The organism is Streptomyces sp. NPDC051452, from assembly GCF_044454765.1.
GTDB lineage: Bacteria > Actinomycetota > Actinomycetes > Streptomycetales > Streptomycetaceae > Streptomyces.
In genome coordinates this window covers 18,933-45,927 of the sequence record NZ_JBITEB010000011.1, presented here as the reverse complement: position 1 = coordinate 45,927, position 26,995 = coordinate 18,933, and the positions used below count along the sequence as shown (strand labels likewise).

Here is a 26,995-nt window from a genome sequence, read left to right as displayed (position 1 = left end):
TCCGCGGACCGCGCCGGGTCCGCTAGATACGCTGGGTCCGCTTCGGGGCGTCCTGCTGTGTCTCGGCTGCCGCGGCGGACACGTCCTGCGTCGACTCGGCCGCGAGGATCGACTCCGCCTCGCGGGCCGGCAGCGCCCGGAAGACCCAGGTGCGGTACGACCAGAACCGGAACAGCGTCGCGACGCCGATGCCGACGAACTTGAAGACGTTGCTCTGCAGCGGGCTGTCCCAGCCGAACTCATAGGTCGCCAGGTACAGCAGACCGTTCTCGATCACCAGGCCGACCACGCTGAACAGCAGGAACAGCGTGAGTTCCCGGGTGCGGCCACCCTTGTCGCGGTCCCGGTACGTCCAGTAGCGGAAACCGACGTAGTTGAACACGATCGCGACGACGGTCGCGATCACACTGGCGCGCACCACCGGCAGGTCGGAGACGTGCCGGACCAGGTTGAACACGCCGAGATTGACAAGGACGCCGGCGGCGCCGACGGCGCCGAACTTGGCCACCTCACGTACGAGCCGTTGCAGCCCCGCGGAACGAGGTTCCATGGCTGGCAGCTCCCGTCGGTAGGTTTCGTCAACCCCGCCATGCTATCCAGACGCGGCGGCCCCCTGCCCGCGGACCGGGCCACGACTGGGAAACGGATCGGAAAGAGCCGGGAAAGCAGCGGGTAAGAGGCCGTGAGCGGGGCACGATCCGGCCACCCCCGGCATGGCCGATACCCTAGGGGTGTGACGTTCCCGGTAGTCGGCATGGTCGGCGGGGGGCAGCTCGCGCGTATGACGCACGAAGCGGGCATCCCGTTGGGCATCAGGTTCAAGCTCCTCAGTGACACCCCTCAGGATTCAGCGGCCCAGGTCGTGAACGAAGTCGTCATCGGCGACTATCGCGATCTGGCGACCCTGCGTGAGTTCGCCCGCGGGTGCGATGTGATCACCTTCGATCACGAACATGTACCCACCGAGCATCTGCGGGCCCTGGAGGCGGACGGCATCCCCGTGCGCCCCGGGCCCGACGCGCTGGTGCACGCCCAGGACAAGGGCGTGATGCGCGCGAGGCTCGACGCGATCGGCATCCCGTGCCCACGGCACCGGATCGTCGCCGATCAGCGCGACGTCGCCGCCTTCGCGGCCGAGGGCGACGGCTTCCCCGTCGTCCTGAAGACGGTCCGCGGCGGCTACGACGGCAAGGGCGTGTGGGTCGTCGACTCCGTCGAGGAGGCCGCCGACCCGTTCCGGGCCGGGGTCCCGGTCCTCGCCGAGGAGAAGGTCGACTACGTCCGCGAGCTGGCCGCCAACGTCGTCCGCTCCCCGCACGGCCAGGCCGTCGCCTACCCGGTGGTGGAGTCGCGGCAGGTCGGCGGGGTCTGCGACACGGTCATAGCCCCGGCCCCCGACCTGGACGAGGAGCTCGCGCTCAGGGCCGAGGAGATGGCCCTGAACATCGCCAAGGAACTCGGCGTCGTCGGACACCTCGCCGTCGAGCTGTTCCAGACCCGCGACGGCCGCATCCTCGTCAACGAGCTGGCGATGCGCCCGCACAACTCGGGCCACTGGACCCAGGACGGCGCGATCACCTCCCAGTTCGCCAACCACGTCCGCGCGGTCCTGGACCTCCCGCTGGGCGACCCGCGCCCGCGCGCGCGGTGGACGGTCATGGTGAACGTCCTGGGCGGCGACTTCCCGGACATGTACTCCGCGTACTTGCACTGCATGGCCCGCGACCCCAAGCTCAAGATCCACATGTACGGCAAGGACGTGAAGCCCGGCCGCAAGGTCGGTCACGTCAACACCTACGGCGACGACCTCGACGACGTGCTGGAGCGCGCCCGTCACGCAGCCGGCTACCTGAGAGGGACGATCACCGAATGAGCCCGGTCGTAGGCATTGTCATGGGGTCGGACTCCGACTGGCCCGTCATGGAAGGGGCCGCCAAGGCCCTCGACGAGTTCGAGATCGCCTACGAGGTCGACGTCGTCTCCGCGCACCGCATGCCCCGCGAGATGATCGCGTACGGCGAGCAGGCCGCCGAACGCGGCCTGAAGGCGATCATCGCCGGCGCGGGCGGCGCCGCCCACCTGCCGGGCATGCTCGCCTCCGTGACCCCGCTGCCGGTGATCGGCGTCCCGGTCCCGCTGAAGTACCTCGACGGCATGGACTCGCTGCTGTCGATCGTGCAGATGCCGGCCGGTGTCCCGGTCGCCACGGTCTCCGTCGCCGGGGCCCGCAACGCCGGTCTGCTCGCCGCCCGGATGCTCGCCGCGCACGACGAGGAACTGCTGCAGAAGATGCGCGACTTCCAGCAGGACCTCAACGACCAGGCCACCGAGAAGGGCAAACGGCTGCGCACCAAGGTCGAGGGCGCCGGCCACTTCGGCTTCGGGAAGTGACACCGTTGACCTCACCGGCCTCGCTGGACACCGCCCGCGCGCTGCTGTGCGACTTCCCGGTCGTCGACGGCCACAACGACCTGCCGTGGGCGCTGCGCGAACAGGTCCGCTACGACCTCGACGCCCGTGACATCGCCGTACGTCAGGACGCCCATCTGCACACCGACATCCCGCGGCTGCGCGAGGGCGGCGTCGGGGCGCAGTACTGGTCGGTGTACGTGCGCGCCGACCTGCCGGACGCGGTGCCGGCCACGCTGGAGCAGATCGACTGCGTCCGGCAGCTCATCGAGCGGCACCCGGGGGAGCTGCGGGCCGCGCTGACGGCCGCCGACATGGAGGCGGCGCGCCGGGAGGGCCGTATCGCCTCCCTGATGGGCGCCGAGGGCGGCCACTCGATCGCCAACTCCCTCGGCACGCTGCGCTCACTGCACGCGCTCGGCGTGCGCTACCTGACGCTCACCCACAACGACAACGTGGACTGGGCGGACTCCGCGACCGACGAGCCCAGGGTGGGCGGCCTGTCCGCCTTCGGCCGGCAGGTCGTACGGGAGATGAACCGGCTCGGCATGCTCGTCGACCTCTCGCACGTGGCGGCGACGACGATGCGCGACGCGCTGGACGCCACGTCCGCGCCGGTGATCTTCTCCCACTCCTCCGCGCGGGCGGTGTGCGACCACCCCCGCAACATCCCCGACGACGTCCTGGAGCGGCTGCCCGCCAACGGCGGCGTGGCCATGGTGACGTTCGTGCCGAAGTTCGTGCTCCAGGCCGCCGTGGACTGGACGGCCGCGGCCGACGACAACATGCGCGCCCACGGCCTGCACCACCTGGACACCAGCCCCGAGGCGATGAAGATCCACCGCGCCTTCGAGGAGCGCAACCCGCGCCCGGTCGCCACGGTGTCCACGGTCGCCGACCACCTGGACCACATGCGCGCGGTGGCCGGCATCGACCACCTCGGCATCGGCGGCGACTACGACGGCACCGCCTTCACCCCGGACGGCCTGGACGACGTCTCGGGCTACCCGAACCTGCTGGCCGAACTGCTGGACCGCGGCTGGTCCAGGGCCGACCTGGCGAAGCTCACCTGGCAGAACGCGGTACGGGTGCTGGGCGCGGCGGAGGACGTCGCCCGTGACCTTCAGGCCACGCGCGGCCCGTCCAACGCCACGATCGAGTCACTCGACACCGGCACCGCCTGATCCGGCGCGTTCAGGGCGGGATAGTCGTTGTAGCCGGCGGCCCCGCCCACGTACATGAAGTAGCGGTCCCGGACCGGGTTGAGCGGCGCGCCCCGGCGCAGCCGCTCGACCAGGTCCGGGTTGGCGAGGAACGGCCGGCCGAGGGCCACCAGGTCGGCGCCGGCCGCCAGCTGCTCCCGGACGGCCCGGGTGACGGTCTCGGTGCCGAGGCCGGCCAGGTCGGGGTTGCCGATCAGGACACCGGGCCAGTCGGCGCGGATCCGCCGGTACCAGCCGCTGCGCGGGGTGGAGCGCACCAGATGCAGATAGGCGAGGTCCAGCCCCTTCAGCCGGTCCAGGAGCGCGGCGTACAGACCGCCCGTGTCCTCCTCCAGGACGCCGTTGACGGTGGAGCCCGGAGAGATCCGTACGCCCACCCGGTCGGCGCCGATCGCGTCGGCCACCGCCTCGGTCACCTCCGCCGCGAACCGCACCCGCCGTGCGGCGGGGCCGCCGTAGCCGTCCGTGCGGCGGTTGGTGTTGTCCGCGAGGAACTGGTGCAGCAGCATCCCGTTGGCCGAGTGCACCTCCACCCCCTCGAAGCCCGCCTCGACCGCCCGGCGGGCGGCGGCGGCGAAGTCGGCGATGGTGGCCCGGATGTCCTGCGCCGTCATCGCACGGGGCACCGCGGCCGGCCGGTGGCCGCGCGGGGTGAAGATCGTCTCCGGTAGCGCGAGAGCGGAGGGCGCCAGCGGGGTCAGACCCGTGGTCTCCGGATGGCTGACCCGTCCGCCGTGCTGGAGCTGCAGGAACATCCGCCCGCCGGCCGCCCGGACCGCTTCGGTGACCCGACGCCAGCCGGCCACGTGCCGGTCGGTGTGGATCGCGCTGATGTCGGGATAGGTCTGCCCGACCGGGTTCGGTGTCGACCCCTCGCCGATGAGCAGACCGGCCGAGGCGCGCTGCGCGTAGTGGGTGACCATCAGCGCCCCGGGGGTGCCGTCGGCCTCCGCGCGGTTGCGGGTGAGCGGGGCCATCACGAGATGGTGCGGGAGCGCCAGCCGGCCGAGCCGGGCGGGGGCCAGGAAGTCCGTTGTCTGCGTCATGGCCGCACGGTAGAACTTGACACCGGTGTCAGATTCAAGCCCTCTCTCCCCGCGGAGGCGGACATGCGGATCGGTGAACTCGCCCGGCGCACGGGCGTCAGCGAACGGTCGCTGCGCTACTACGAGACCCAGGGGCTGCTCGCGGCCGACCGCACCCCGGGCGGCCACCGCGACTACCCGGAGACGGCCGTCGACCGGGTCATCCGCATCCAGGAGCTGTACGCGGCCGGACTGCACAGCGCGAAGGTCCGCCGACTGCTGCCCTGCATGCGCGACCGCGACGGCGGCCCCTCCGCCGTCGCCACCCCCGCACTGGTCGCCGACCTCACCGCCGAACGCGACCGCATCGACCGCATGATCGCCGATCTCCGACGGTCCCGGGACACCTTGGACGAGGTGATCCGAACGGCTCGCGAAGCCTGACCGGTCTACCCGTCGCGCACGACCGACGTGGCCCACGACGTACGGAGCCCGCCCATGGCCGACCTCCAGGACGACATCCACACCACGACCGAGGTCGGCGCGGACGACGCTCTGCCGGACGACCCGCCCCCCGAGGCGCCGTACGCTCCCGCCGACGCGGACCTGCCACGGGCACACGCCCTGCTCGCCGCCCACCCCGTCGCCGACGGCTACAGCGGTCTGCCCTGGGCCCTGCGCCATCTGCCCCGGTTCGATCTGGAGCTGGGCGAGGCCGCCATCGACACGGACGTGCCCCGGATGCGCGAGGGCCACGTGGCCGCGCTGTTCTGGTCGCTGCACCTGCCCGACGACCGCGGCGGCGGCCGCGCGACCGCCGCCACCCTGGAACAGCTCGACCAGGTGCGCACGGTGATCGACGCCCACCCCGATGGCCTGCGCCTGGTGCGTACCGCCGGTCAGATCATCGACGCCCGCCACCGCGGCCGGGTCGCCGTGGTCCTCGGCCCCGCGCACGCCGCCGCCCTCGACGACTCCCTCGGCATCCTGCGCGTCCTGCACGCCCTCGGCCTGCGCGTGCTCACCCTCGCCGGCACCGCCTGGGCCGGCGAGAAGGGGCTGACCCGGTTCGGGGAGGAGGTGGTGCGGGAGATGAACCGGCTCGGTGTGCTCGCCGACATCTCCGGCGCCCCCGCCGCCACCGCCGAACGGGTCGTGGCCCTGTCCAGGACACCGGTGCTGTGCACCCGCTCCGCCGCCCGCGCCCTGCGCCCGCACCCGGCCAACCTGCCCGACGACCTGCTCGCCCGGCTGGGCGAGGCCAAGGGCCTGTGCATGGTGCCGCTCACCGCCGAGCAGGTCGGCCCCACGGTCGAGGACGTCGCCGACCACCTCGACCACGTACGCCGCGTGGCGGGCCCGGAATGCGTCGGCCTGTCCGGCACCTACGACTCCGAAAGTCACCCACCCCCGCGAACTCGCCGACGCCTCCCGCTATCCGCACCTGATCACCGAGCTGCTCAGGCGCGGCTGGCCCGAGGCCGAACTGGCCCTGCTGACCTGGGCCAACGTACAACGCGCCCTGCGCACCGCCGACTTCACGGCCCGGGCCGCACAACAGCGCCGGGCGGCGTCGACGGCACGCATCACCGACCTCGACGGCTGACCCGGCGGCGGTTCACGGGTGCTCGATCCGGCACAGGCAGAACGGATGCCCGGCCGGATCCGCGTACATCTGGAAGTCCTTCTTCTCGCGGTCCTCCAGGTCCAGCGGGCGCGCGCCCAGCGCCAGCACCCGCTCGTGCGCCGCGTCGACCTCCGCCCAGGTCTTCCCGGCGTCGAAGTCCAGGTGGAACTGCTGGCCGTTGCGGTCCGCCCGCGGCCACTCCGGCGCGGCGTACCCCTCGGCCCGCTGGAACGCCAGCCGCGGCCCGTCCGGAACCCGCAGGACCACCCAGTCGTCGTCCGCCGCCTCGGGCGTACCGCCGGCCACCGCCGCGTAGAAAGCGGCCAGCGCGTGCGGGTCGGGGCAGTCGAGCACGACGGAACGGAAACGCGCGACGGACGCCATGGGCTTCTCCTCCACTCGGCAGGCAGCACAGGCAGAACGGGTGCCCGGCCGGATCCGCGTGAACCCCGGGGCCCTGGTCGCGGACACCCGGACCCCCCTCAAAGCCTGCGAGGCCGCCCGAGGCGGGTGCGAAGATGCGCCGGTACCGGGCGAAGAACCCGTAAAGCCCCGGGACTTCACCGGCCACCTGTGTGTCCCATGGGGCAGAATACGAAAAGACGCCGGTTCGGCCGACTGAGCCTCGGCCGAACCGGCGTCGTGCGCCCGGCTGTTACGCGGTGGGGCGGCCCATCGCCCGGTAGGTCCAGCCGGCCCGCCGCCACAGCTCCGGGTCGAGGGCGTTGCGCCCGTCCAGGATCAACCGGGCCGAGGCGGCCTCGCCCAGCTCCGCCGGGTCCAGCTCGCGGAACTCGCGCCACTCGGTCAGATGCAGCACGATGTCGGCGCCCCGGACCGCCTCCCGCGCCGAGTCGGCGTACCCCAGGGTCGGGAAGACCTTGCGGGCGTTGTCCATGCCCTTCGGGTCGTACACCGTGACCTGGCCGCCCTGCAGATGGATCTGACCGGCCACGTTCAGCGCCGGCGAGTCGCGGACGTCGTCCGAGTCCGGCTTGAAGGTGGCCCCCAGCACGGCGACCCGCCGGCCGAGGAAGGAGCCACCGCCCAGCGCCTCCCGGGCCATCTCCACCATCTGGCCGCGCCGGCGCATGTTGATCGAGTCGATCTCCCGCAGGAAGGTCAGCGCCTGGTCCGCCCCCAGCTCACCCGCCCGCGCCATGAACGCCCGGATGTCCTTCGGCAGACAGCCGCCGCCGAAGCCGATCCCGGCCCGCAGGAACTTCTTCCCGATCCGGTCGTCGTGCCCGATGGCCTCCGCCAGCCTCGCCACGTCACCGCCCGCCGTCTCGCACACCTCCGCCATCGCGTTGATGAACGAGATCTTGGTCGCGAGGAAGGAGTTCGCGGCCGTCTTCACCAGCTCCGCGGTCGGGAAGTCGGTCACCACGAACGGCGTACCCTCGCCGACCGGGGTGGCGTACACCTCCCGCAGCAGCTTCTCGGCCCGCTCGCTGCGCACCCCGGCCACGATGCGGTCCGGGTGCAGGGTGTCCTCGACGGCGAAGCCCTCGCGCAGGAACTCCGGGTTCCAGGCCAGCTCGGCGTCCGCGCCGGCCGGCGCGTGCTCGGCGAGGTAGGCGGCCAGCCGCTCGGCCGAGCCCACCGGCACCGTCGACTTGCCGACCACCAGGGCGGGACCGTGCAGATGGGGAGCGAGCGAGGCGAAGGCGGAGTCGACGTACGACATGTCACAGGCGTACTCGCCGTGCTTCTGCGGAGTGTTCACGCACACGAAGTGCACATCGCCGAACGCCCCGGCCTCCGCCCAGTCCATGGTGAACCGCAGCCGCCCGCTGGACCCCTCGATACCCGCCACATGCCGGCGCAGCAGCTCCTGCAGACCCGGCTCGAACATCGGGGTCTCGCCGCGCTCCAGCAGGGCGATCTTCTCGGGGACGACATCGAGTCCCAGCACCTCGAAGCCCAGCTCGGCCATGGCCGCGGCGTGTGTGGCGCCGAGGTAGCCGGTGCCGATCACGGTGATCTTCAGGCTCATGGGTGCGCTCCAGCTCGGGGACTCTCTTCCATGCGGTGCATGAGCATAGTCGGGCCCCGCGCCGGGCACTTTTCCCGCTGTCGCCAAGCTCACGTAGGCGGGTTCGGGCCAGCCGCCTAAAATTCGAGTTACTTAACGGTAATTAGCGTCAGAATCACTGTGTCTTTGGAGCGTGAGAGACCGTGGCCGGAACGGCTGACTTCGACCTGTACCGCCCGTCCGAGGAGCACGACATGCTCCGCGACGTCGTCCGCTCGCTGGTCGAGGCGAAGATCGCGCCGTACGCCGCCGCGGTGGACGAGGAGGCGCGCTTCCCGCAGGAGGCGCTGGACGCCCTGGTGGCCAACGACCTGCACGCCGTGCACGTCCCCGAGGAGTACGGCGGCCCCGGCGCCGACGCGCTCGCCACGGTCATCGTGATCGAGGAGGTGGCCCGCGCCTGCGTCTCCTCCTCGCTCATCCCCGCGGTGAACAAGCTCGGCTCCCTCCCGGTGATCCTCTCCGGCTCCGAGGACCTGAAGAAGAAGTACCTGGCGCCGCTGGCCAAGGGCGACGGCATGTTCTCGTACTGCCTGTCCGAGCCGGAGGCCGGCTCGGACGCGGCCGGCATGAAGACCAAGGCGGTCCGCGACGGCGACCACTGGATCCTCAACGGCGTGAAGCGCTGGATCACCAACGCCGGTGTCAGCGAGTACTACACGGTGATGGCCGTGACCGACCCCTCGAAGCGTTCGAAGGGCATCTCCGCCTTCGTCGTCGAGAAGTCCGACCCGGGTGTCTCCTTCGGCGCCCCGGAGAAGAAGCTCGGCATCAAGGGCTCCCCGACCCGCGAGGTCTACTTCGACAACGTCCGCATCCCCGCCGACCGCATGATCGGCGCGGAGGGCACCGGCTTCGCCACCGCCATGAAGACCCTGGACCACACCCGCATCACCATCGCCGCCCAGGCGCTCGGTGTCGCCCAGGGCGCCCTCGACTACGCCAAGGGCTACGTCCAGGAGCGCAAGCAGTTCGGCAAGCCGATCGCCGACTTCCAGGGCATCCAGTTCATGCTCGCCGACATGGCCATGAAGATCGCCGCGGCTCGCGCCCTGACGTACCAGGCGGCGGCGGCCTCCGAGCGCGGCGACGCCGACCTCACCTTCCAGGGCGCGGCCGCCAAGTGCTTCGCCTCGGACACGGCGATGGAGGTCACCACGGACGCCGTCCAACTCCTCGGCGGCTACGGCTACACCCGCGACTACCCGGTCGAACGCATGATGCGCGATGCCAAGATCACCCAGATCTACGAGGGCACGAACCAGGTCCAGCGGATCGTGATGGCAAGGAACCTGCCGTAACCGTTAGGTCGCTCGCCGACGTGCGGGACGGGCCTCGGGGACGTAGGACGGAAGCACACGGGGCCCGGATCGGGCCCCCGCCTCCGAGGAGGAGCCATGACCCAGCCCGGAACGATGTCCCCCATGACCCGCCAGATGCAGGACTGCGTCGAGGCCTGCATGACCGCGCACACGATGTGCGAGGAGACCATGAGCTCCTGCATGCAGATGGGCGGCCAGGCCCAGATGCAGATCATGCGCGCGCTCATGGACTGCTCCGAGACGACCCGCATGTGTGCCGACATGATGATGCGCCGCTCGCCCATGGCGGGCGAGATGTGCGCGATGTGTGCCAAGGCGTGCGACATGTGCGCCCAGGCGTGTATGGCGATGCCGGACGATCCGCAGATGGCGCGCTGCGCGGAGGCGTGTCGCCGCTGTGCCGAGATGTGCCGTGCCATGGTCGGCGCCGCCATGTGAGTCCCGCCTGACCGCGCCTCCAGGGCACCCCGAGTGCCCTGGAGGCGCGTACCCGCCGCCGGCCGAGGCCGCCGTACCGCGGGACGGCCCGTCCCCCGTATGACGCTGCTCGCCCTCCGCGTCCGCTAGTTACCGGAGACGGTGACCTTCTCGTCGTTGTTCAGCTGGTTCACCAGCGTCTTCACCTTCGCCTTGTCCCAGACGAGGTTGCCGCCGATGGAGCCGGAGATCGGCATGTTCATGGAGGTGCCGTCACCGCCGTTGACGCCCTTCATCGCCCAGAACATCGAGGCCAGGTCCCACAGGCCCATGTCCTTGTCGACGATCAGCGAGTCCAGGCCCGCGCCCATGGTGGGGTAGAACCGGAACGGGTTCAGCACCGTCGAGGGGGTGGCCACCTGGTGGGCCAGGGCGGCGAGGAACTTCTGCTGGTTCTTGGTGCGCTGCAGGTCCGAGGCGGCGAACGCGTGCCGGGTACGGACGAAGGCGAGCGCCTGCTGCCCGTTCAGGGTCTGCTTGCCGGCCTTGAAGTCGGCGCCGGACCACTTGTCCTTGAAGCCCTTGTCGATGTCTATGTCGACACCGCCCACCGCGTCCACGATGTTCGCGAAGCCCTGGAAACCGATCTCCACATAGTGGTCGATGTGCAGGCCGGTGTTGTACTCGATCGCGCGGACCAGCAGCGTCGGCCCGTCCTCGGCGTAGGCCGCGTTCAGCTTCTCGTGCCGCCCCCGCGCGGGATAGGTCTTCCCGGACGTCGATCCCTTGTACGACGGGATCACCACGTCGGAGTCGCGCGGCAGCGAGACCAGCGTGTCGCCGTTGTCGCCGACGTGCAGGATCATCATCGAGTCGGTGCGCTTGCCCTCGGCGCCGCCGGTGTGCAGCTTCTTCTCGTCCGCCTTGGACATGCCCTCGCGGCTGTCCGAACCGACGATCAGGTAGTTGGTGCCGCTGCCCGTCCCGGGCCGGTCGATGACCGTCGACAGGTCGACCTCGCGGCGCAGCTTGGAGTCGGCCCAGAAGTACGTGGCCACCGATGTGACGACCACCACGGTCGCCACCGTGATCGTCGTCCACTTGATCCGGCGCCGCCAGTTCGGCGCCGGCCGCGGTGCCCGGCCGGTCGTGCCCGCCGGACCGCCCGGCCCGCCGCCCCCGGGGCTGCCGTAGACGTGGCCGGTGTTGTAGCCGGAGTCGTACTGGTCGTAACCGCCGCCTGTGTCGTGTCCCTGGCCGTCGACGTACGACGGCTGCTGCGGGACACCGCCGCCGTACGGCGGCGCCGACGGCCCGGGGTCGCCGTAACCGGAGCGTCGGCCGGGCGGTACCGCCGGGCCGCGCCGCACCTGACGCATCACGCGGGCACCCTCAGGCTGCGCACCGGCGCTGCCGTGTCCGTAGCGGGGGCCGCGGTTGTCGTCGGACCATCCCTCGGGCCAGTCATTCATGCGCCCCAGTGTGCAGGGCACCGCCGTGTGCCTTACAAGGCCTGTCGGAAAATAGGGGCGGCGCTGTTGCGAAGCTGACACAAAATTCCGTGAATGTCGCTTCGGCTTAAGGTGGGGGGCATGACAGATCAGGCCGCGGACGGGGACCCGGACATCCCGGGCAAGCCCACGTCCGCCTCGCGCACCACGCTCAGCCACATCATGACCCACAACGACACCAACCTGCTGGGTACGGTGCACGGCGGTGTGATCATGAAGCTCGTCGACGACGCGGCGGGCGCGGTGGCCGGCCGGCACTCCGGCGGTCCCGCCGTCACCGCGTCCATGGACGAGATGGTGTTCCTCGAGCCCGTGCGCGTGGGCGACCTGGTCCATGTGAAGGCCCAGGTGAACTGGACCGGCCGGACCTCCATGGAGATCGGTGTCCGGGTCCTCGCCGAACGCTGGAACGAGTCGGACCCGGCCACCCAGGTCGGCTCGGCCTATCTGGTCTTCGCGGCCGTCGACGCCGACGGCAAGCCGCGCCGGGTGCCGCCGGTGGAGCCGGAGACCGACCGGGACCGCCGCCGCAACCAGGAGGCCCAGATCCGCCGCACCCACCGGCTGGCCCGCCGCCGCGCGATCCGTGAGCTGCGGGAGCGGCGCGCCGCCGAGGGCTTCCAGGACTGACCGGCCCGGACCCGCGAGAAGCCGCGAGGCCCTCACCCGGTCAAGAGTCCGGCACCGGTCTCGACGGTCTCGCCGGTCGCGCGGGTCGTCTCAGCGGCCCCACCGGCGTTCCGGGCCGCGCGTCTAGACGTCTCCGGAGCACACGACCTCGTCGCCCCGCACCACGCTCTGCTCCGGCCGCCCGGGGTCCTCGAACCGCACGGTACGCACCGCCTTGAAGTCGGCCCCGACGGTCACCTTCATCAGCGGCCCCTGACCGGGCGCCGCGCGCAGCTCGCTGCCGGGCAGGGCCGCGGCCAGGGAGCGGGCGGAACGGTCCCAGCGGGGGTCGTAGGAGATCATCGTGCGCGGCACGTGGGCGGGCGCGGTCACCGGCTGGTGGGTGGTGGCGAAGCCGGTCGCGGCGAGCGCCGAGTCGACCCGCTTGGCGAGCCCCATGGTGGCGGTGCCGTTGGCCACCAGGACCCGGATCTGCCGTGGGTCCGCCTCCACCGGCGTGGTGGTGGACGTCCGGTGCGGGCGGTCGGCGGTGAGCGGCTGGTCGTCGCGCACCGACCGGAAGAGCCTGTCCGCCCCGGCCGGGTCCCACTTCAGGGTCGAGCCGATGCCCTTGACCTGGAAGTTCAGCTGCCCGATGGGGACGGTGGTGAACTCCGAGGAGGAGGGGGAGAAGCTGCGCATCGCCCGGCCCAGGTCGAGCAGCTCGTCGGTGCCGAAGCCGGCGTCGGCGCGGACCGAGCCGAGCACCGCCCGGGTCACGTCCCGGAACCTGATCGGGTTCAGCAGCACCCCGGAGGTGGTGGCCTTCTCGATCAGCGCGGCCAGGAACCGCTGCTGCCGTTTCATCCGGCCCAGGTCGCTCGCCCCGTCGAGGTGCCGGGCCCGCACGTACTGCAGGGCCTGTCCGCCCTTGAGGGTGTGGATGCCGGGCGCGAGGTCGAGGCCGGTGTAGGAGTCCTTCAGCGGTGTCGGCGTGCAGACCCGCACCCCGCCGAGGACGTCCACCGTCCGCATGAAGCTGGTGAAGTCGACCTCCAGATAGTGGTCGATCTTCACATGGGTCATGTTCTCCACCGTGCGGATGGTCAGCTGCGGGCCGCCCTCGGCGTAGGCCGCGTTGAGCTTGATCGGGTGGGGGCCGTGCCGGTGCCCGGAGTTCTGGTCGACGTGCGCGGGGGCGTCGGCGTAGGAGTCCCGCGGCAGGCTCACCACGGTGGCCCGCTCCCGGTCCTCCGAGATGTGCACGATCATCATCGTGTCGGTGCAGTGGCAGGGCTGTCCGCCCAGATGGAAGGCGCGCCGCTGCTGTTCGCTGATCTTGTCGCGGCCGTCGGTGCCGACCAGCAGGACGTTCATGCCGTGGCCCGCGCGGGGCCGGTTCTTCATGTCCTTGAAGGCGTCGACGCGGGCGATGCCCGCGTCGAGGCTGGCGACGACGGCGTGCCCGATGCCGGCGGAGGCGAGCACCACCACGGACAGCGTGGTGATCGCCCGCATGGCCCAGCGCGGCCGTCTGGGCGGCCGGACGGCTCTCTCGGGCCGCTCGGGTGGGCGCGGCACCCGGCGGGGCGGCCGCGGACGGCGCGGCGGCCTGGGGGTGCCTCTCCCGCTTTCGGCGGAGGGGGAGGAGGACCGGGGCGGGCTGGACAAGGAGGACACCTCCGGGCGAGGCCGTACGCGGGAGCCGTGAGCACAGTAGGCCGATACGATCTCCAGCCCGCGTCCCGGCCCCGGCGGCGCGCACCGGTGTCCCCCGTTCGCGGTAACGTGAGCGTCCTATGAACGCCAAGCCCGACGTGCGGCTCCCCGCTGTTTCCGTGATCATGCCCGTCCTCAACGAGGAGCGGCATCTGCGCGGGGCCGTCCAAGCGATCCTCGCGCAGGAGTACGCCGGCGAGATGGAGGTCGTGATCGCCCTCGGTCCGTCCACGGACCGCACGGACGAGATCGCCGCCGAGCTGGTCCGTGACGATCCGCGCGTGCACACCGTCCCCAACCCGACCGGCCGCACGCCCGCGGCGCTGAACGCGGCGATCAAGGCCTCCCGGCACCCGATCGTGGTCCGTGTCGACGGCCACGGCATGCTCTCGCCGAACTACATCGCCACCGCGGTCCGGCTCCTGGCGGAGACCGGCGCGCAGAACGTCGGCGGCATCATGCACGCCGAGGGCGAGAACGACTGGGAGCACGCGGTCGCCGCCGCGATGACCTCCAGGATCGGCGTCGGCAACGCCGCCTTCCACACCGGCGGCCAGGCCGGCCCCGCCGAGACGGTCTACCTCGGTGTCTTCCGCCGCGAGGCCCTGGAGCAACAGGGCGGCTACAACGAGGAGTTCATCCGCGCCCAGGACTGGGAGCTGAACTTCCGCATCCGCGAGGCGGGCGGCCTGATCTGGTTCTCGCCGGAGCTGAAGGTGTCCTACCGGCCGCGCCCCTCGGTGCGGGCGCTGGCCAAGCAGTACAAGGACTACGGCCGCTGGCGGCACGTCGTCGCCCGCTACCACTCCGGTTCCATCAACCTGCGCTACCTCGCCCCGCCGACCGCGGTGTGCGCGGTGGCGGCGGGTCTGGTGGCCGGTGTGGCGCTGACGCCGTGGGCCCTGGTGATACCGGCCGGCTACCTGGCGGCGATCGCCGCGGGCTCCGTCCCGGCCGGCAAGGGCCTGCCGTTGAAGGCCCGCGTGCGGATCCCGGTGGCCCTGGCCACCATGCACATGTCGTGGGGCTGGGGCTTTCTGACCAGCCCGAAGGCGTTGGCGCGCAAGGTCATCGCCTCCCGCCGGCCGGCGGTGACGACCGCCGTCTGAGCGCACGGCGGCCCCGCACGCCACGCGGCCCCGAGCGCACGACGGGATTCCTCCCGCCGACCGGGCCCCTTCTCCTTCGGGAAGGGGCCCTCGCGCGTGTGTCCTACCACCGGTAGACGTCGTAGACGTCCATGCACTTGGTGGTGTCCGAGCCGTTGACGGCGTCGCTGCCCTCGGGCAGGTCCCCCGCCTTCGGGGCGGACTGCTTCGGATAGGCCGTACCGGTGCGCCAGTCCGCGCCGACGACGACCGTGACCCCCGACACGTCGGTCGACTTGCGCACCGAACCCATCGGGATGCCGAGCGCCTTGGCCACCGCCTGGGCGTCACCCTCCAGGTCCGCGCTCGGGTACCGCACGACCGTCTTGTCCTCGGACAGGGACCCCGTGGTGTCGGCGCTCGCCCTGACGTAGCCCTGCTGTGCGAGCGCCTGGCCGATGGCCCTCGCCCGCTGCGGCACCGGTCCCTCGGCGGAGGTGCGGGTGGCGTTCTGCACCAGCACGCCCAGCCGGCTCGCGTCGACCGACGGCTTCCGCGTCGGCTCCGCCTTGTCGGCGGCCGGCTTCGACGCCGACTTCTCGCCGTTCTTGTCGAACGGGACGTCGTCCTGGAGCATCTGCCAGACCTTGGCGGCGTTGGCCTGGTCCGGCAGGACGTGGTTGCCGTCCTGTGGGTCCCGCACGTTGGGCATGGTCAGCGACGTGATGCGGTTCGACGGCACCGCCTTCATCTGCATGCCCAGGTCGTAGAGCTTCTTGACCGTGCCGATCTCCTCGGAGACCTTCAGGGACTTGGTGGCCGCCTCGGCGAGGTCCATCAGCCGGCCGGTGTCGGTGAACACGTTCTGCTTCTTCAGCGTGCGGATCATCGAGTTGAGGTACATGTGCTGGGCGCGGGCCCGCATCAGGTCACTGCCCCAGGCGTGCCGGGTCCGCAGCCACTGCAGGGCCTGCTCGCCCTTCACCTTGTGCTCGCCCGCCCGCATCTTCAGCCCGGAGCCGCCGGACACCCGGGGCGTGGGATGGTCCCACACGTTCTGCCTCACACAGACGTCGACGCCACCGATGGCGTCCGCCATCCGCACCACGCCCGCGAAGTCGATCGTCATCCAGTGGTCGATGTAGACCCCGGTGAGGTTCTCCCAGGTGGCGAGCGTGCAGCCGGCCCCGCCCCGGGCCAGGCTGACGTTGATGATGTCGTTGGTCGGCGGATACACCTTGCCGGTGTCCGGATCCGTGCACTTGGGGATGTCGACCCGGGTGTCGCGCGGGATACTGACCATCGCCGCGCTCTTGCGGTCCGCGGAGAGGTGGATGAGCATCTGCACGTCCGCCAGCGGCGGATCACCCCGGTGGTCCCGGCTGCCGCCGAGCTTCACGTTCTCGTCGGAGTTACGGCTGTCGGAGCCGATCAGCAGGATGTTCAGCGGTGTCTGGCCGGCCGCGTTGGGCTGGGTCCGGTGTGCCTTGGAGTCGTCGGCGCTGCTGCGCCGGCCCTTTTGGATGTTGCCGTTGAGGTGCTCGTAGTACAGATAGCCGGCGGCCGCCGTGCCGAGTATCACCATCGTCAGCACACTCGCCGACCAGCGCAGGACACGTCGTCTGCGCCGCCGCCGCTCGGTCTTCGCCCCGCCGGCCCGCCGCCCGCCCCCGCGCCGCCCGGAGCCTCCCGACGCGGCCGAGGTCTGCGGCTTCAGCGCCATCGTGTCCTCGACCGCAGGAACCTTTCCGCGCACCTCGCTCTGCGCCAACCTCCCCGCCCTCCCCACCCTCGCGCCATGCAACGGGCCCGTCCCGCGCCTCGTTAGACGCACGACGGGCCCAATGGGTTACCTACGAAACGCTGCTCATCCGCAAGTCATCGCACAGAATACGCATCCATGTGAAAGGCACCCGATCAAAGACAGCGCACCGAACCGGCTATGAAGCGCATCGCACCTTGTCGGCGGTGGACTTGTCGACGTCCGGCGCCGTGGTCGCGGGGGTGAGTGATACGCCCGCTCCCTTGAAGTCCTTGCCCAGGGTCAGTGTCATCGCCGGCAGCCCCTGGGAGTTGGTGACGCTCTTGCCGGGCTTCAGCGCGGAACCGGACAGGCCCATGATGTCGGCCAACCGGCGCGCCTGGGCGGCCTGGTCGGGCGCGTACTCGAGCGTGGTCTTGCCCAGCAGGGCGGGGGCGTTGCCCACGTTCTCGGACTTGGTGACGTCCTCGTCGTTCTGCAGCCAGCTGAGCACCGACTGGGCGCTGCCCGCCGGGGCACCGCCGTTGAGGATGCGCACCCGCACGTCGGCGGCGGGGGCCTTGGAGCCCTTCAGCCGGGCGGCCTGGGCGTCCTTGGCCTTCTGCTTCTTCTTCTTCACGTCGCTGAAGGACACGTCGTCCCGGATGGCCGCGAAGACCGCGGGCGCCTTGGACTCGTTGAGGACGACCGTCGCCTTGACCTTCTCCGTCGGGTTGTCGACCACCGGCACCGTGGTGAAGGTGAGGTTCTTCGGGTTGAGCTTGCCTAGCTCCATCCCGAGATCCTTCAGCTTGCCGATGTCGTCCAGCTGGCTGTCGACGGTGAGCGCCTTGGTGCCCGCCTCGGCCAGCTTCAGCATCTTCGTCGGGCTGGTGAGCGTGGAGTTGCCGCTCAGCTTGCGCATCAGCGCGCTCAGGAACTGCTGCTGGAGGCCGATCCGGCTCAGGTCGCCGCCGAAGCCGACGGAGTGCCGGGTGCGTACGAACGCCAGCGCCTGGTCGCCGGAGAGGTTGTGCGTGCCCTTGCCGAGCTTGAGGTGCGAGTCCTTGTCGTCGATGTCCTTGCCCAGACAGACCTCGACACCGCCGACCGCCTCGGTCAGCGTCTTGACCGCGTTGAAGTCGGCGACCATGAAGTCGTCCGGCTTGATGCCGGTCAGCTCGTTCACCGTGCGCATGGTGCAGCTCGCCGTACGGCCGTCCTGGCCGAGGCTCTTGTTGAAGCGGGTGCTCGCCGTGCCCGGGATGACCTTCTTGGTGCCGTCCTCCTGCTCCGTCGGGCAGTCCGGGATGTCGGTGATCAGGTCACGGGGGATGCTGAGCGCGGTGGCGTTGGAGCGGTCCTTGGAGACGTGCAGCAGGATGGTGGTGTCGGCGTGGCCGACGCTGCCGGCGTCGCCGTAGCCCTCGTTGCCCTTGCCGGTCCGCTTGTCGGTGCCGATCAGCAGGATGTTGATCGCCTCGTCCTTGCGGAAACCGCCGGTGCCCGCGCCGTCGTCGGAGACGGACGTGATGTTGCCGTTGAGGTGCCGGATGTAGAGGTAGCCGGCGGCCGACACGGCGACCAGCACGAACGCCATGGACCCACCGGTCCACAGCAGTGCCTTCTTCGCCTTCGACTTCTTCTTCACCGGCCGCCGGGCCGCGCGCCGCCCCTGCGGCGCCTCCGGCTCGGGGCCCCGGCGCCGGGAACGCGGCGGCGGGACGTCCCCGGGGCGCACCCGGCGAGGCTCCCGGTTCCCGTCGGGCGCCGGCTCGTCACGACGACGCGGCGCGCCGCCGTCGCCCTGCGCCGGTCTCCGGGGTCCGGGAACCGGTGACTGCGCTCCGGAAGGGCTCAGTCGCAGTTCGTATTCGCCGGTGTTCGGATTGAGTACCCACTGGTCTGCGGGGTCGATGTTGTCCGCCCGCCCACGGCCTTGCGCGTCCACGGTTGTCCGAATCCTCCGTCGGGGCCACGCGGCGCCTTCCCCCTGCGAGGCGCTCGGGTCTCGGTGAATCGGTGCACGACCCCAGGACGGACCTCGCGGCCGGGTGCACCGGATCGCTCACACTATCCGCCCAGTTCAACGTGGAGCGACGCTGGTGACAAATTCCACCTTCATACAACTGGGCAATCCGCCTCATTTTCTTGGCGGAGGTCCCCGACTTGGCGATCGCCTTACTCGCAGCCGTGCTCGGCGGCGGTGTTCCCGGAGAAGGTCGGGGTGGGGGAAGTGGTCTTCCCGCCGCCTTTCCCGGCGGACTTCCTGGGAATCTCCTGTGAATGATCCGGGGCCGGAGCTCGGTCCTCGGACACGGCCACCGGCTCGTCCGCCCGCAGACGCGCGAACAGCTTCTCGGCCTCAGGCTCCACGAGCTGATCACGGTTGGCGTCGTAGACGTACGACTTCCTCGGCACCGTCAGGAACTGCACCCGCCCGGTGGGGATGTCGCGCAGTCCGCGCACCAACTGGTACAAGCCACGCAGACTGGCCAGTTCCGGATCGGTGGTCAGCGCGGAGGTCGCCGCGTCGAGCAGGGGATACAGCTTCGCCGGATGCAGCAGCACGTCCTCGCCCCGCACCTTGTCGAAGAGCGCGCCGAGGAACCGCTGCTGCCGCTCCATCCGCTCGGTGTCGCTGCCGTCGCCGAGCGACTTGCGCATCCGCACGTATCCCAGTGCCTGTTCCCCGTCGAGGGTGACCCGGCCCGCGGGCAGCCTCAGCTTGGCCGCCTTGTCGTCGACGGGTTCCTTCAGGCACACCTCCACCCCGTCGACCGCGTCCACCATCTCCTTGAACCCGCTGAAGTCGGCGACCATGTGATGGTCGACCCGAATGTCCGTCAGCTTCTCGACGGTACGGATCGTGCACGCCGAACCGCCCACCTGGAAGGCGTGGTTGAACATCGCGAACACCGGCTCGCCGCGGCTGCCGTCCGCCCGCAGGCAGCCGGGGATGTCCACCATCAGGTCCCTGGGCAGCGACACGGCGGTCGCGCTCGTCCGGTCGGCGGCCAGGTGCAGCAGGATCGTCGTGTCGGAACGCTCCGTGCCGTGGTCCCGCCCGTACGCGTCGTTTCCCTCCCCGGACCGGGTGTCCGACCCGATCACCAGGATGTTCAGCGCCCCCCGCACCAGCGCGGTGGGCCGCTCACGCTCGTACCGGGTCAGCTCGGCGGCGGCCGCCTCGTCGGCGGTGATGTTGCCGTTGAGCTTGGCGTAGACGGCCCAGCCGGCCCCGGCGGCCGCCACGAGAAGCCCGGCCGCACCCAGCGCCGAGCCGCGCACCCAACGTCGCCGGCGCCGCCGCGCGAGCCCGTCGCCGGTGGCCAAGGCCCCTGGCCCGGGACCGAGGGGCCTGCCTGCGGTGTCGGTCACGGCCGGGGCCCCCTCGAAGGCGTACGAGCGTCACGTGCTGCTCCTACGACCATGGCGGCAGGGGTGGGGGGAGGCTCCCGGTACTGCTCCGAACGGGGGACCCCCGGAGTGTCACGGTCATCCGGGGCCACCGGGGATCCGGGGGCGCCACGGGGTTGGGGGCGCCCCGGGGTCGCGGGGTCACCCGCTCTCGCTCGCCGTGGCGGCTGCCGTCACCGCCGGACCGCGGTCACCCGCTCGCTCTCGATCCGCTTGGCGAGAGCCCCCTCGTCCAGCCGGTCGAGGTGCCGGCACAGCACCACGGACCCGCCGGCGGCCAGCGGTGCGTACAGGCCCGCGCAGAGCCCCTCCCAGGTGTCGTACGGCAGCCCCGACAGCAACCGCGAGCCGGGCCCCGTCAGATCCAGCGAAGGCGCCTCGGCCGTGGCCAGTTCCACGACCTCCGCCCCGCTGAACTCCCGGCCGGCCACGACCAGCGCCGGGTCCCGCGGATCCACCGGGGCGAACGGCGTGAACCGGTCGCCCTGGCCCGGCACTTCGACGGCGTAGTCGAGGAAGCCCTCGGGCGGCTGCGGGAATCGGCCCCCGAGCGGACGCAGCGCCAGCGCGACCCGCTCGCCGCGGCAAGCCCGCGCTTCCGCCAGGGAGTCGGGCCCGCCGACCACCACGTCGGCCACCGCCGGATCGCCGGCGACGTCCGCGATCGCGCCCACCGAGGAGCAGGCCAGCAGCCACACCGCCGTCTGCCAGTGCGCGGGCAACAGCAGCGCGACGCGGTCGCCGGGACCGGCCAAGAGGTCGCCCTGCAGCAGATTGGCTGTCTTGGCCACCCAATTGGCGAACGTGGCAACGGAGAGTTCGACGCGCTCGCCCGTGGCGTCGTCGTAGAAGGTCACCAGGGGACGGCCCGGGTCCGCCGCGAGCGCGGAAGTCAGCAGGTCGGCAGGGGTGCGATCGGTGGCGTTCACCCGGCACAGGGTACGCGCGGGCGGACGCGGGCACCGAACGCCGGGGCCACCGGTTCGACGGAACGTTTCCCCACGGCCCGCCAGTTCGGCTATGAAGACATTTGTCCGAGTACGCTCAAGATCATGTCCGGCGCGGCCCGCTATCAGGGGCGTTGAGCCTGGTCGGCGGGCGCCCGGGACGGGTGCCGGACGGGGGAAACCCCACGCCCATCCCGGGCGCCACCGTGCCGCCGTCGGGGATGTCGTCTCCGGTCTGCATACACTGACCGGCCGAAACGAGTACGACGATGTAGCCCGGCCGGTCCCGGCAGGAAGCGGAGACGACAGGTGACAGAAGCGATCCTCCTGGTCGGCGGCAAAGGAACCCGGCTGCGCCCTCTCACGGTGCACACTCCCAAGCCCATGGTCCCGGCCGCCGGTGTGCCGTTCCTCACCCACCAGCTGGCCAGAGCGAGAGCGGCGGGCGTCGAGCACATCGTCCTCGCCACGAGCTACCTCGCCGAGGTCTTCGAGCCCTACTTCGGCGACGGCGCCTCCCTCGGCCTGCACATCGAGTACGTCACCGAGGAGGAGCCCCTCGGCACGGGCGGCGCGATCCGCAACGTCGCCTCGCGCCTCCACTCCGGCCCCGACGACCCGGTGCTGATCTTCAACGGCGACATCCTGACGGGCCTGGACATCAGAGCGCTGATCGACACCCACGAGTCGACGGGCGCGGACGTCTCCCTGCACCTGACGAAGGTGGCCGACCCACGCGCGTACGGCCTCGTCCCGACGGACGGGAACGGCCGGGTCCTCGCCTTCCTGGAGAAGCCGCAGACGCCGGAGGAGATCGTCACCGACCAGATCAACGCGGGGGCGTACGTCTTCCGCCGCTCGGTCATCGACACGATCCCGGCGGGGCGCCCGGTGTCCGTGGAGCGGGAGACCTTCCCCGGGCTGCTCTCCGCGGGGGCCCACCTCCAGGGCATGGTCGACTCCACCTACTGGCTGGACCTCGGCACCCCGGCCGCCTTCGTGCGCGGTTCGGCCGACCTGGTCCTCGGCCGGGCACCCTCCCCGGCGGTCCCCGGCCGCTGCGGCGACCGGCTCGTGCTGCCGACGGCGAGGGTGGCCCCCGACGCCAAGCTGACGGGCGGCACGGTGGTCGGTGAGGGCGCGGTCGTGGCCGAGGGCGCCCATGTCTGCGGCTCCACGATCATGCCCGGCGCCGTCATCGAACCGGGTGCCGTCGTCACCGACTCGCTCGTCGGCTCCCGGGCCCGCGTCGGGGAACGCTCCGTGCTCACCGGCGCGGTGATCGGCGACGGCGCGGTCGTGGGTGCCGACAACGAGCTGCGTGAGGGGGTGCGGGTGTGGTGCGACGCCCGCATCCCGGCGGGGGCGGTGCGGTTCTCCTCGGACCAGTAGCCGCGACGCTTCCCGGGGCGCCGTCCATGGGGGCCGCGCCCCCGGGAGTGCTCGGACGGTGCCACGTCGGGCGGGCCGTGAACGGCGGCCCGTGGTCAAAAGGCGTGGCGGCGGTCGGCTCAGAGCAGGCCGATGTCCACCCGGGGCATCTTCGGGACCCGGCGTGCCGGGGCGTGTCCGCTCAGGAGGATCAGCCGGGCGGCCCGGTGCCGTTGTCCCGCGTACGGCTCCAGCAACCGCAGCATGAGGGCGTCGTCGGCGTGCCGGTCGCCCGCGAGTGCCCAGCCCACGATCCCCGGCAGATGCAGATCCCCGACGGTCACCGCGTCCGGTGCCCCGTGGCTGCGCTGCACGACCTCGGCCGATGTCCACGGCCCGATGCCCGGGACGACCCGCAGGCGCGCCTGGGCCTCGGCCGCCGGCATGTCCACCGCCTGCTCCAGCCGCGCGGCGACCCGCACGGCCCGCAGGATCGTCGACGCCCGCTTGTCGTCGACCCCGGCCCGGTGCCACTCCCAGGAGGGGATCAGCGCCCAGGTGCGCGGCGCGGGCATCACCCACATCGGCCGTTCGCCCACGCCCGCGGGCCCGGGCGCCGGTTCCCCGAAACCCCGGACGAGCAGCCGCCACGCCCGGTACGCCTCGTCGGTCGTCACCTTCTGCTCCAGCACCGACGGGATCAGCGACTCCAGTACCAGCCCGGTCCGTGTCAGCCGCAGCCCGGGCCTGCGGTGCCGGGCCAGCGCCACCAGCCGGTGCCGGGGTACGAACGCCTCCGGATCGTCGGCCGCGCCGAGCCACTCGGGCAGCCGGTCCAGCAGCCACTCGGCACCGGGTCCCCACGCCTCTCCGAGCACCTCGCCGCCGTACGCCCGCACCCGCAGCGTGCCCGGCCCGGCGGGGGTGCGGGCGGTCCGCCACACGGACCCGTCCGCCGTGGCCCGGAAGGTGGGGTCGGCGGGGCCGCGCCGCAGCGGCCCGAGCACCAGCCCGAGGTCGAGCGGCCCCGGTGGCACCCAGCGCCGCGCCCGTGCCCGCGCCGGGACCGCCGCCTGCCGCGGTATCCCCCCGCCCGCTGCGCCGGGCACGCCGACCTGCCCGCCGCGCACTGACGTACGCGTCGGGCGCGGGGCGAATCGTCCTGACACTGGTGAGGTCCTAGGGGTGCGGTGAGCCGGCCGGGGGAGACGGGCCGTCCTATGAGACTAGGCGGTGCGACCCGCGGCCGTGCCGGTACGCGTGCCGGGAGATTCCGCCGCGTGCGTCACGTCACCGCACCTCGATGAACCCGGCCGCGTCCCGCTCCGGCCGCGGTCTCGGCTCCTCGGCCGGGTGACCGACCGCCACCGCGCCCATGGGGTCCCATTCCTCGGGCAGCCCGAGGACCTCGCGCACCACGTCCCGGCAGAACATCGTGGACGACACCCACGCCGAGCCCAGCCGCTCCGCGGCCAGCGCGACCAGCAGGTTCTGCACGCCCGCGCCCGTCGCGACGACGAACATCTCCCGCTCGGCGCCGTCCCGCCGGGCGTCCCCGTACCGGTGGGAGCCGTCCATGACGAGGCAGGGCACGACGAGATACGGGGCGTGGCGCAGCACGTCACCGCGGCGGACCCGCTTGGCGATCGACTCCTCGCTCTTGCCGTCGCGGCGCAGGTCGGCGATCCAGGCGTCGCGCATCGCGTCCAGCAGCCGGGTCCGGGACCGCGCGGACTCCAGCAGCACGAACCGCCATGGTGTGGTGTGGTGCGGGGCCGGCGCGGTGACCGCCGCCGCCACCGCGCGGCGTACCGCGCCGGGGTCCACCGGCTCGTCGGTGAAGGCCCGCACCGTACGCCGCTGGGTCACCGCCTCGCGGACCGCCTCGGAGGTGCCGAGCCGGAACATGTCGTCGCGCGCGGAGCGCACCAGCGCCCGCGCGCCCTCGCCGTCCACGGCCTCCGCGTCGTCCACGACGTGCGGCAGCCCGCGCACGACGGCCACCGGCCGCCCGGTCGCCTTGCCCTTGACCAGGTCACCGGCCGCGGCCAGTTCGTCCGCCGTGGCCACGACGGTCGCGCTGAGCGGATTGCCGTAGGAGTCCGTGCCACCGCGCAGATCGTCCAGCACGCGCACCCCGGCGGCGCCGATCGCCACGTCCGTGAGCCCCGCGCGCCAGGGTCGCCCGAAAGTGTCGGTGACGACGACACCGACGTTGACGCCGAGGGTGTCGCGCAGCCCGTCGCGGATCGCCCGCGCGGACGCGTCCGGGTCCTCGGGCAGCAACAGCACGGTGCCGGCGGGGGTGTTGGAGGCGTCGACCCCGGCGGCGGCCATGACCAGGCCCTGCCGGTTCTCCACGATGCGCAGGGTGCCGCGCCGGGCCACGACCCGGACCGTCTCGGCGTCGATGGCCGCCTCCCGGTCGTCGGCCCGCACGATCCTGCCCTCGGCCTTGGAGACGATCTTGGAGGTGACGAGCAGCACGTCCCCGTCCGCCAGCCCGGGGCCGGCGGCGGCGATCAGCTTGGCCAGATCGTCGCCCGGCTGCACCTCGGGGATGCCCGTCAGGGCCCGGACCGTGTACTCCGGGCGTTCCGCGCTCACGCTTCCCGCACCTCCTCGGCCAGTGCCAGCGCCTCCCGCGCCATCTGCGCGGCCGCGTCCACGTCCATCATCATCAGCGGTACCGCGCGGCAGCGGATGCCGTCCGTCTCGACCCGCTCGACCATGGCCGCGTCCACGGTGTCGACCAGCCAGCCGTCCAGCAGCCCGGAGCCGTAGTGCTCGGCGACCGCGGCGGCCGTCGACTCCACGCCGACCGCGGCGAGCACCTTGTCGGCCATCCCGCGCACGGGCGCGTCCCCGACGATGGGGGACAGGCCGATCACCGGTACGCCCGCGTCCGCGATGGCCTCGCGGATGCCGGGCACCGCGAGGATCGTGCCGATGGAGACGACCGGGTTGGACGGCGGGAAGAGGATGACGTCGGCCGCGGCGATGGCCTCCAGGACACCCGGCGCGGGCTTGGACCGCTCGGCGCCGACCGGGACCACGGCCTCGGCCGGGACGGACGCCCGCAGCCGCACCCAGTACTCCTGGAAGTGGACGGCCTTGCGCTCGCCGTCGACGTCGACGGCGACATGCGTCTCCACGCGGTCGTCGGTCATCGGGATCAGCCGCACGCCCGGCTTCCAGCGGTCGCACAGCGCCTCGGTGACCGCGCTCAGCGGATAGCCGGCGCTCAGCATCTGCGTCCGCACGATGTGCGTGGCGAAGTCGCGGTCGCCGAGCCCGAACCAGTCCGGGCCGACGCCGTATGCCGCCAGTTCCTCCTTCAGGTGGAAGGTCTCGTCGGTCCGCCCCCAGCCCTGCTCCTCGTTGATGCCGCCGCCGAGCGTGTACATCACCGTGTCCAGGTCCGGGCTCACCTTCAGCCCGAAGAGATGGATGTCGTCGCCGGTGTTGCCGATCACCGTGATGTCCGCGTCCGGCGCGGCCTGCTTCAGACCGCGCAGGAAACGGGCACCACCGATGCCGCCTGCCAGAACCACAATGCGCATGCGCCAAGTCTGTCAGGCGGGTCCGACAACGCGTCAGGCAGTCACCGGACGCGCCTCGCAGTGCGGGGAGGTGTGCATCGGCATCTCGGTCAGGCCCGGGTGGTAGACGTGCAGGCTGACGGCCGGCTCCAGGGCGTCGTTGAGGACCTCGTGCACATAGCCCGGCGCGAACACCCGCTGGGCGCCCGCCGCCAGCGCGCGCGTGCCCCGCTCGGTGCGCTCGGTCAGCGTCCCCTCCAGCACGGTCAGCACCCCGGAGGAGCGGCCGTGGTCGTGCGGTCCGCTGCCCTGCCCCGGCACCCAGGACAGCAGCCACACCTCGTAGCCGGGGCCGGTGCGCAGCCGGTGGTACCAGCGGCTGGTGGCGTCGTAGCGCACCAGGTGCTCCCACTGGGAGCGGTCGGCGGCGATCGAGCGGGCGAGCCCCGCGAACTCGGCGACGGTGGCCGGATGCTCGCGCGGCGGCTGGAGCAGGTGGGGGACCTCGAGGATGTCGCCGGCGATCTGGAGGTCGTTGTCGCTGTTCATGGGATGCGGTGGTCCTCGGCGAATCAGTGGGGGGCTGAAGCTGGGGTGACGCGTACGGCCTGCCCGGGTCACGGGCGGGCGGGGTGCCCTGGATGAGGGATCACGAGGGGAAACGCGACCGGGTCGGGGTGGACCCGGAACAGCCGGAGCGGCCTTGGCTCAACAGCTGGAACAGCGACAACAGCTACAGCGCGCGCGGGCAGCACCGTGGGACCCGGCGGTGCGGGTCGAGGTGAGTGCCAAGTTCGCGAACATGCCCACTAGGACATCGGTTCACACTCGCAGTGTCAACTCGACGCCCGGTATGTGGGACATGTTTCACCTCATCCGGTTCATCTGTCAGGTGAAAGGTTTGTTCACCCGGGCACCGGGACACATGGGGCACATCCGAGTGCTCGAGCCTCGAGGAACGCGATCGAACAAGAGGGCGTCCTTCT

At 71.8% G+C, this 26,995-nt stretch carries 23 protein-coding genes and 1 pseudogene; 10 read left to right on the top strand and 14 right to left on the bottom strand.

Annotated elements, in window-relative coordinates:
- Positions 1-22: 22 nt before the first annotated feature.
- Positions 23-550: a GtrA family protein gene (locus ACIBA9_RS24265; RefSeq protein WP_399366095.1), complete on the bottom strand. Its 528-nt coding sequence runs from the start codon at positions 548-550 to the stop codon at positions 23-25.
- Positions 551-733: 183 nt separating this feature from the next.
- On the opposite strand from ACIBA9_RS24265, the gene ACIBA9_RS24260 reads away from it, so the two are divergent.
- From ACIBA9_RS24260 to ACIBA9_RS24250, 3 genes are read left to right on the top strand one after another with little or no spacing between them, the layout of a single operon-like run.
- Positions 734-1,873 carry a 5-(carboxyamino)imidazole ribonucleotide synthase gene (locus ACIBA9_RS24260; protein WP_399366093.1) on the top strand — a complete coding sequence of 380 codons (1,140 nt, stop codon included), beginning with the start codon at positions 734-736 and terminating at the stop codon, positions 1,871-1,873.
- Positions 1,870-2,391, top strand: coding sequence for a 5-(carboxyamino)imidazole ribonucleotide mutase (purE, locus tag ACIBA9_RS24255; protein WP_362155246.1), 522 nt, complete (start codon positions 1,870-1,872; stop codon positions 2,389-2,391). The genes ACIBA9_RS24260 and purE overlap by 4 nt, the downstream gene beginning before the upstream one ends.
- Positions 2,392-2,396: 5 nt before the next feature.
- Complete coding sequence (locus tag ACIBA9_RS24250; RefSeq protein WP_399366091.1) at positions 2,397-3,593, top strand: dipeptidase; 1,197 nt, start codon at positions 2,397-2,399, stop codon at positions 3,591-3,593.
- Here the strand turns inward: ACIBA9_RS24250 and ACIBA9_RS24245 are convergent.
- A complete protein-coding gene (locus ACIBA9_RS24245; protein WP_399366089.1) occupies positions 3,533-4,678 on the bottom strand; it encodes an alkene reductase in 1,146 nt (381 codons plus the stop codon). The two genes, ACIBA9_RS24250 and ACIBA9_RS24245, sit on opposite strands and share 61 nt — an antisense overlap.
- Before the next feature lie 63 nt (positions 4,679-4,741).
- On the opposite strand from ACIBA9_RS24245, the gene ACIBA9_RS24240 reads away from it, so the two are divergent.
- Together ACIBA9_RS24240 and ACIBA9_RS24235 are read left to right on the top strand one after the other, a co-directional pair.
- Positions 4,742-5,101, top strand: coding sequence for a MerR family transcriptional regulator (locus ACIBA9_RS24240; protein ID WP_362155253.1), 360 nt, complete (start codon positions 4,742-4,744; stop codon positions 5,099-5,101).
- 54 nt (positions 5,102-5,155) lie between these two features.
- Positions 5,156-6,263: pseudogene (locus ACIBA9_RS24235) on the top strand (dipeptidase).
- Positions 6,264-6,275: 12 nt separating this feature from the next.
- Here the strand turns inward: ACIBA9_RS24235 and ACIBA9_RS24230 are convergent.
- Both ACIBA9_RS24230 and ACIBA9_RS24225 read right to left on the bottom strand, forming a co-directional pair.
- Complete coding sequence (locus ACIBA9_RS24230) at positions 6,276-6,668, bottom strand: VOC family protein (RefSeq protein ID WP_399366087.1); 393 nt, start codon at positions 6,666-6,668, stop codon at positions 6,276-6,278.
- Between the two features lie 271 nt (positions 6,669-6,939).
- Entirely contained in the window at positions 6,940-8,283 is a 1,344-nt protein-coding gene (locus tag ACIBA9_RS24225; protein ID WP_362155260.1) for a UDP-glucose/GDP-mannose dehydrogenase family protein, read from the bottom strand.
- A gap of 182 nt (positions 8,284-8,465) precedes the next feature.
- Between ACIBA9_RS24225 and ACIBA9_RS24220 the strand changes: the two genes are divergently transcribed.
- Both ACIBA9_RS24220 and ACIBA9_RS24215 read left to right on the top strand, forming a co-directional pair.
- The gene (locus ACIBA9_RS24220) at positions 8,466-9,623 is read left to right on the top strand and encodes an acyl-CoA dehydrogenase (protein ID WP_362155262.1); all 1,158 of its coding nucleotides are present in this window, start codon (positions 8,466-8,468) and stop codon (positions 9,621-9,623) included.
- A gap of 96 nt (positions 9,624-9,719) precedes the next feature.
- The gene (locus ACIBA9_RS24215) at positions 9,720-10,082 is read left to right on the top strand and encodes a four-helix bundle copper-binding protein (protein ID WP_362155264.1); all 363 of its coding nucleotides are present in this window, start codon (positions 9,720-9,722) and stop codon (positions 10,080-10,082) included.
- Positions 10,083-10,207: 125 nt separating this feature from the next.
- Here ACIBA9_RS24215 and ACIBA9_RS24210 read toward each other — a convergent pair whose 3' ends face one another.
- Entirely contained in the window at positions 10,208-11,533 is a 1,326-nt protein-coding gene (locus tag ACIBA9_RS24210) for an LCP family protein (protein ID WP_399366084.1), read from the bottom strand.
- A 120-nt stretch (positions 11,534-11,653) separates the two neighbouring features.
- On the opposite strand from ACIBA9_RS24210, the gene ACIBA9_RS24205 reads away from it, so the two are divergent.
- A complete protein-coding gene (locus ACIBA9_RS24205) occupies positions 11,654-12,202 on the top strand; it encodes an acyl-CoA thioesterase (protein ID WP_362155268.1) in 549 nt (182 codons plus the stop codon).
- A 123-nt stretch (positions 12,203-12,325) separates the two neighbouring features.
- Here the strand turns inward: ACIBA9_RS24205 and ACIBA9_RS24200 are convergent, their stop codons facing one another.
- A complete protein-coding gene (locus ACIBA9_RS24200) occupies positions 12,326-13,699 on the bottom strand; it encodes an LCP family protein (RefSeq protein ID WP_399366082.1) in 1,374 nt (457 codons plus the stop codon).
- A 281-nt stretch (positions 13,700-13,980) separates the two neighbouring features.
- On the opposite strand from ACIBA9_RS24200, the gene ACIBA9_RS24195 reads away from it, so the two are divergent.
- Entirely contained in the window at positions 13,981-15,009 is a 1,029-nt protein-coding gene (locus ACIBA9_RS24195) for a glycosyltransferase family 2 protein (RefSeq protein ID WP_399366080.1), read from the top strand.
- A gap of 103 nt (positions 15,010-15,112) precedes the next feature.
- Here ACIBA9_RS24195 and ACIBA9_RS24190 read toward each other — a convergent pair whose 3' ends face one another.
- The 4 genes from ACIBA9_RS24190 to ACIBA9_RS24175 all read right to left on the bottom strand — a co-directional run bounded on the left by ACIBA9_RS24190 (position 15,113) and on the right by ACIBA9_RS24175 (position 21,078).
- A complete protein-coding gene (locus tag ACIBA9_RS24190) occupies positions 15,113-16,759 on the bottom strand; it encodes an LCP family protein (protein WP_399366078.1) in 1,647 nt (548 codons plus the stop codon).
- Between the two features lie 169 nt (positions 16,760-16,928).
- Positions 16,929-18,680: an LCP family protein gene (locus ACIBA9_RS24185; RefSeq protein WP_399366076.1), complete on the bottom strand. Its 1,752-nt coding sequence runs from the start codon at positions 18,678-18,680 to the stop codon at positions 16,929-16,931.
- A gap of 230 nt (positions 18,681-18,910) precedes the next feature.
- Entirely contained in the window at positions 18,911-20,110 is a 1,200-nt protein-coding gene (locus ACIBA9_RS24180; protein WP_399366074.1) for an LCP family protein, read from the bottom strand.
- Positions 20,111-20,322: 212 nt separating this feature from the next.
- On the bottom strand, positions 20,323-21,078 hold the full coding sequence (locus ACIBA9_RS24175) for a TIGR03089 family protein (RefSeq protein WP_399366072.1): 756 nt from the start codon (positions 21,076-21,078) through the stop codon (positions 20,323-20,325).
- 327 nt (positions 21,079-21,405) lie between these two features.
- Between ACIBA9_RS24175 and ACIBA9_RS24170 the strand changes: the two genes are divergently transcribed.
- Positions 21,406-22,488 (top strand): sugar phosphate nucleotidyltransferase, encoded by a 1,083-nt coding sequence (locus ACIBA9_RS24170; RefSeq protein WP_399366070.1) that lies wholly within the window; start codon positions 21,406-21,408, stop codon positions 22,486-22,488.
- Between the two features lie 119 nt (positions 22,489-22,607).
- Here the strand turns inward: ACIBA9_RS24170 and ACIBA9_RS24165 are convergent, their stop codons facing one another.
- The 4 genes from ACIBA9_RS24165 to ACIBA9_RS24150 form a co-directional block, all read right to left on the bottom strand.
- Complete coding sequence (locus ACIBA9_RS24165; protein ID WP_399366068.1) at positions 22,608-23,636, bottom strand: DNA-3-methyladenine glycosylase family protein; 1,029 nt, start codon at positions 23,634-23,636, stop codon at positions 22,608-22,610.
- A 121-nt stretch (positions 23,637-23,757) separates the two neighbouring features.
- Positions 23,758-25,074: a coenzyme F420-0:L-glutamate ligase gene (locus ACIBA9_RS24160; RefSeq protein ID WP_399366066.1), complete on the bottom strand. Its 1,317-nt coding sequence runs from the start codon at positions 25,072-25,074 to the stop codon at positions 23,758-23,760.
- Entirely contained in the window at positions 25,071-26,030 is a 960-nt protein-coding gene (gene cofD / locus ACIBA9_RS24155; RefSeq protein WP_399366064.1) for a 2-phospho-L-lactate transferase, read from the bottom strand. Before cofD ends, ACIBA9_RS24160 begins: the two co-directional genes overlap by 4 nt.
- A 33-nt stretch (positions 26,031-26,063) precedes the next feature.
- Positions 26,064-26,558 carry a cysteine dioxygenase gene (locus ACIBA9_RS24150; protein ID WP_399366062.1) on the bottom strand — a complete coding sequence of 165 codons (495 nt, stop codon included), beginning with the start codon at positions 26,556-26,558 and terminating at the stop codon, positions 26,064-26,066.
- Between the last annotated feature and the right edge of the window lie 437 nt (positions 26,559-26,995).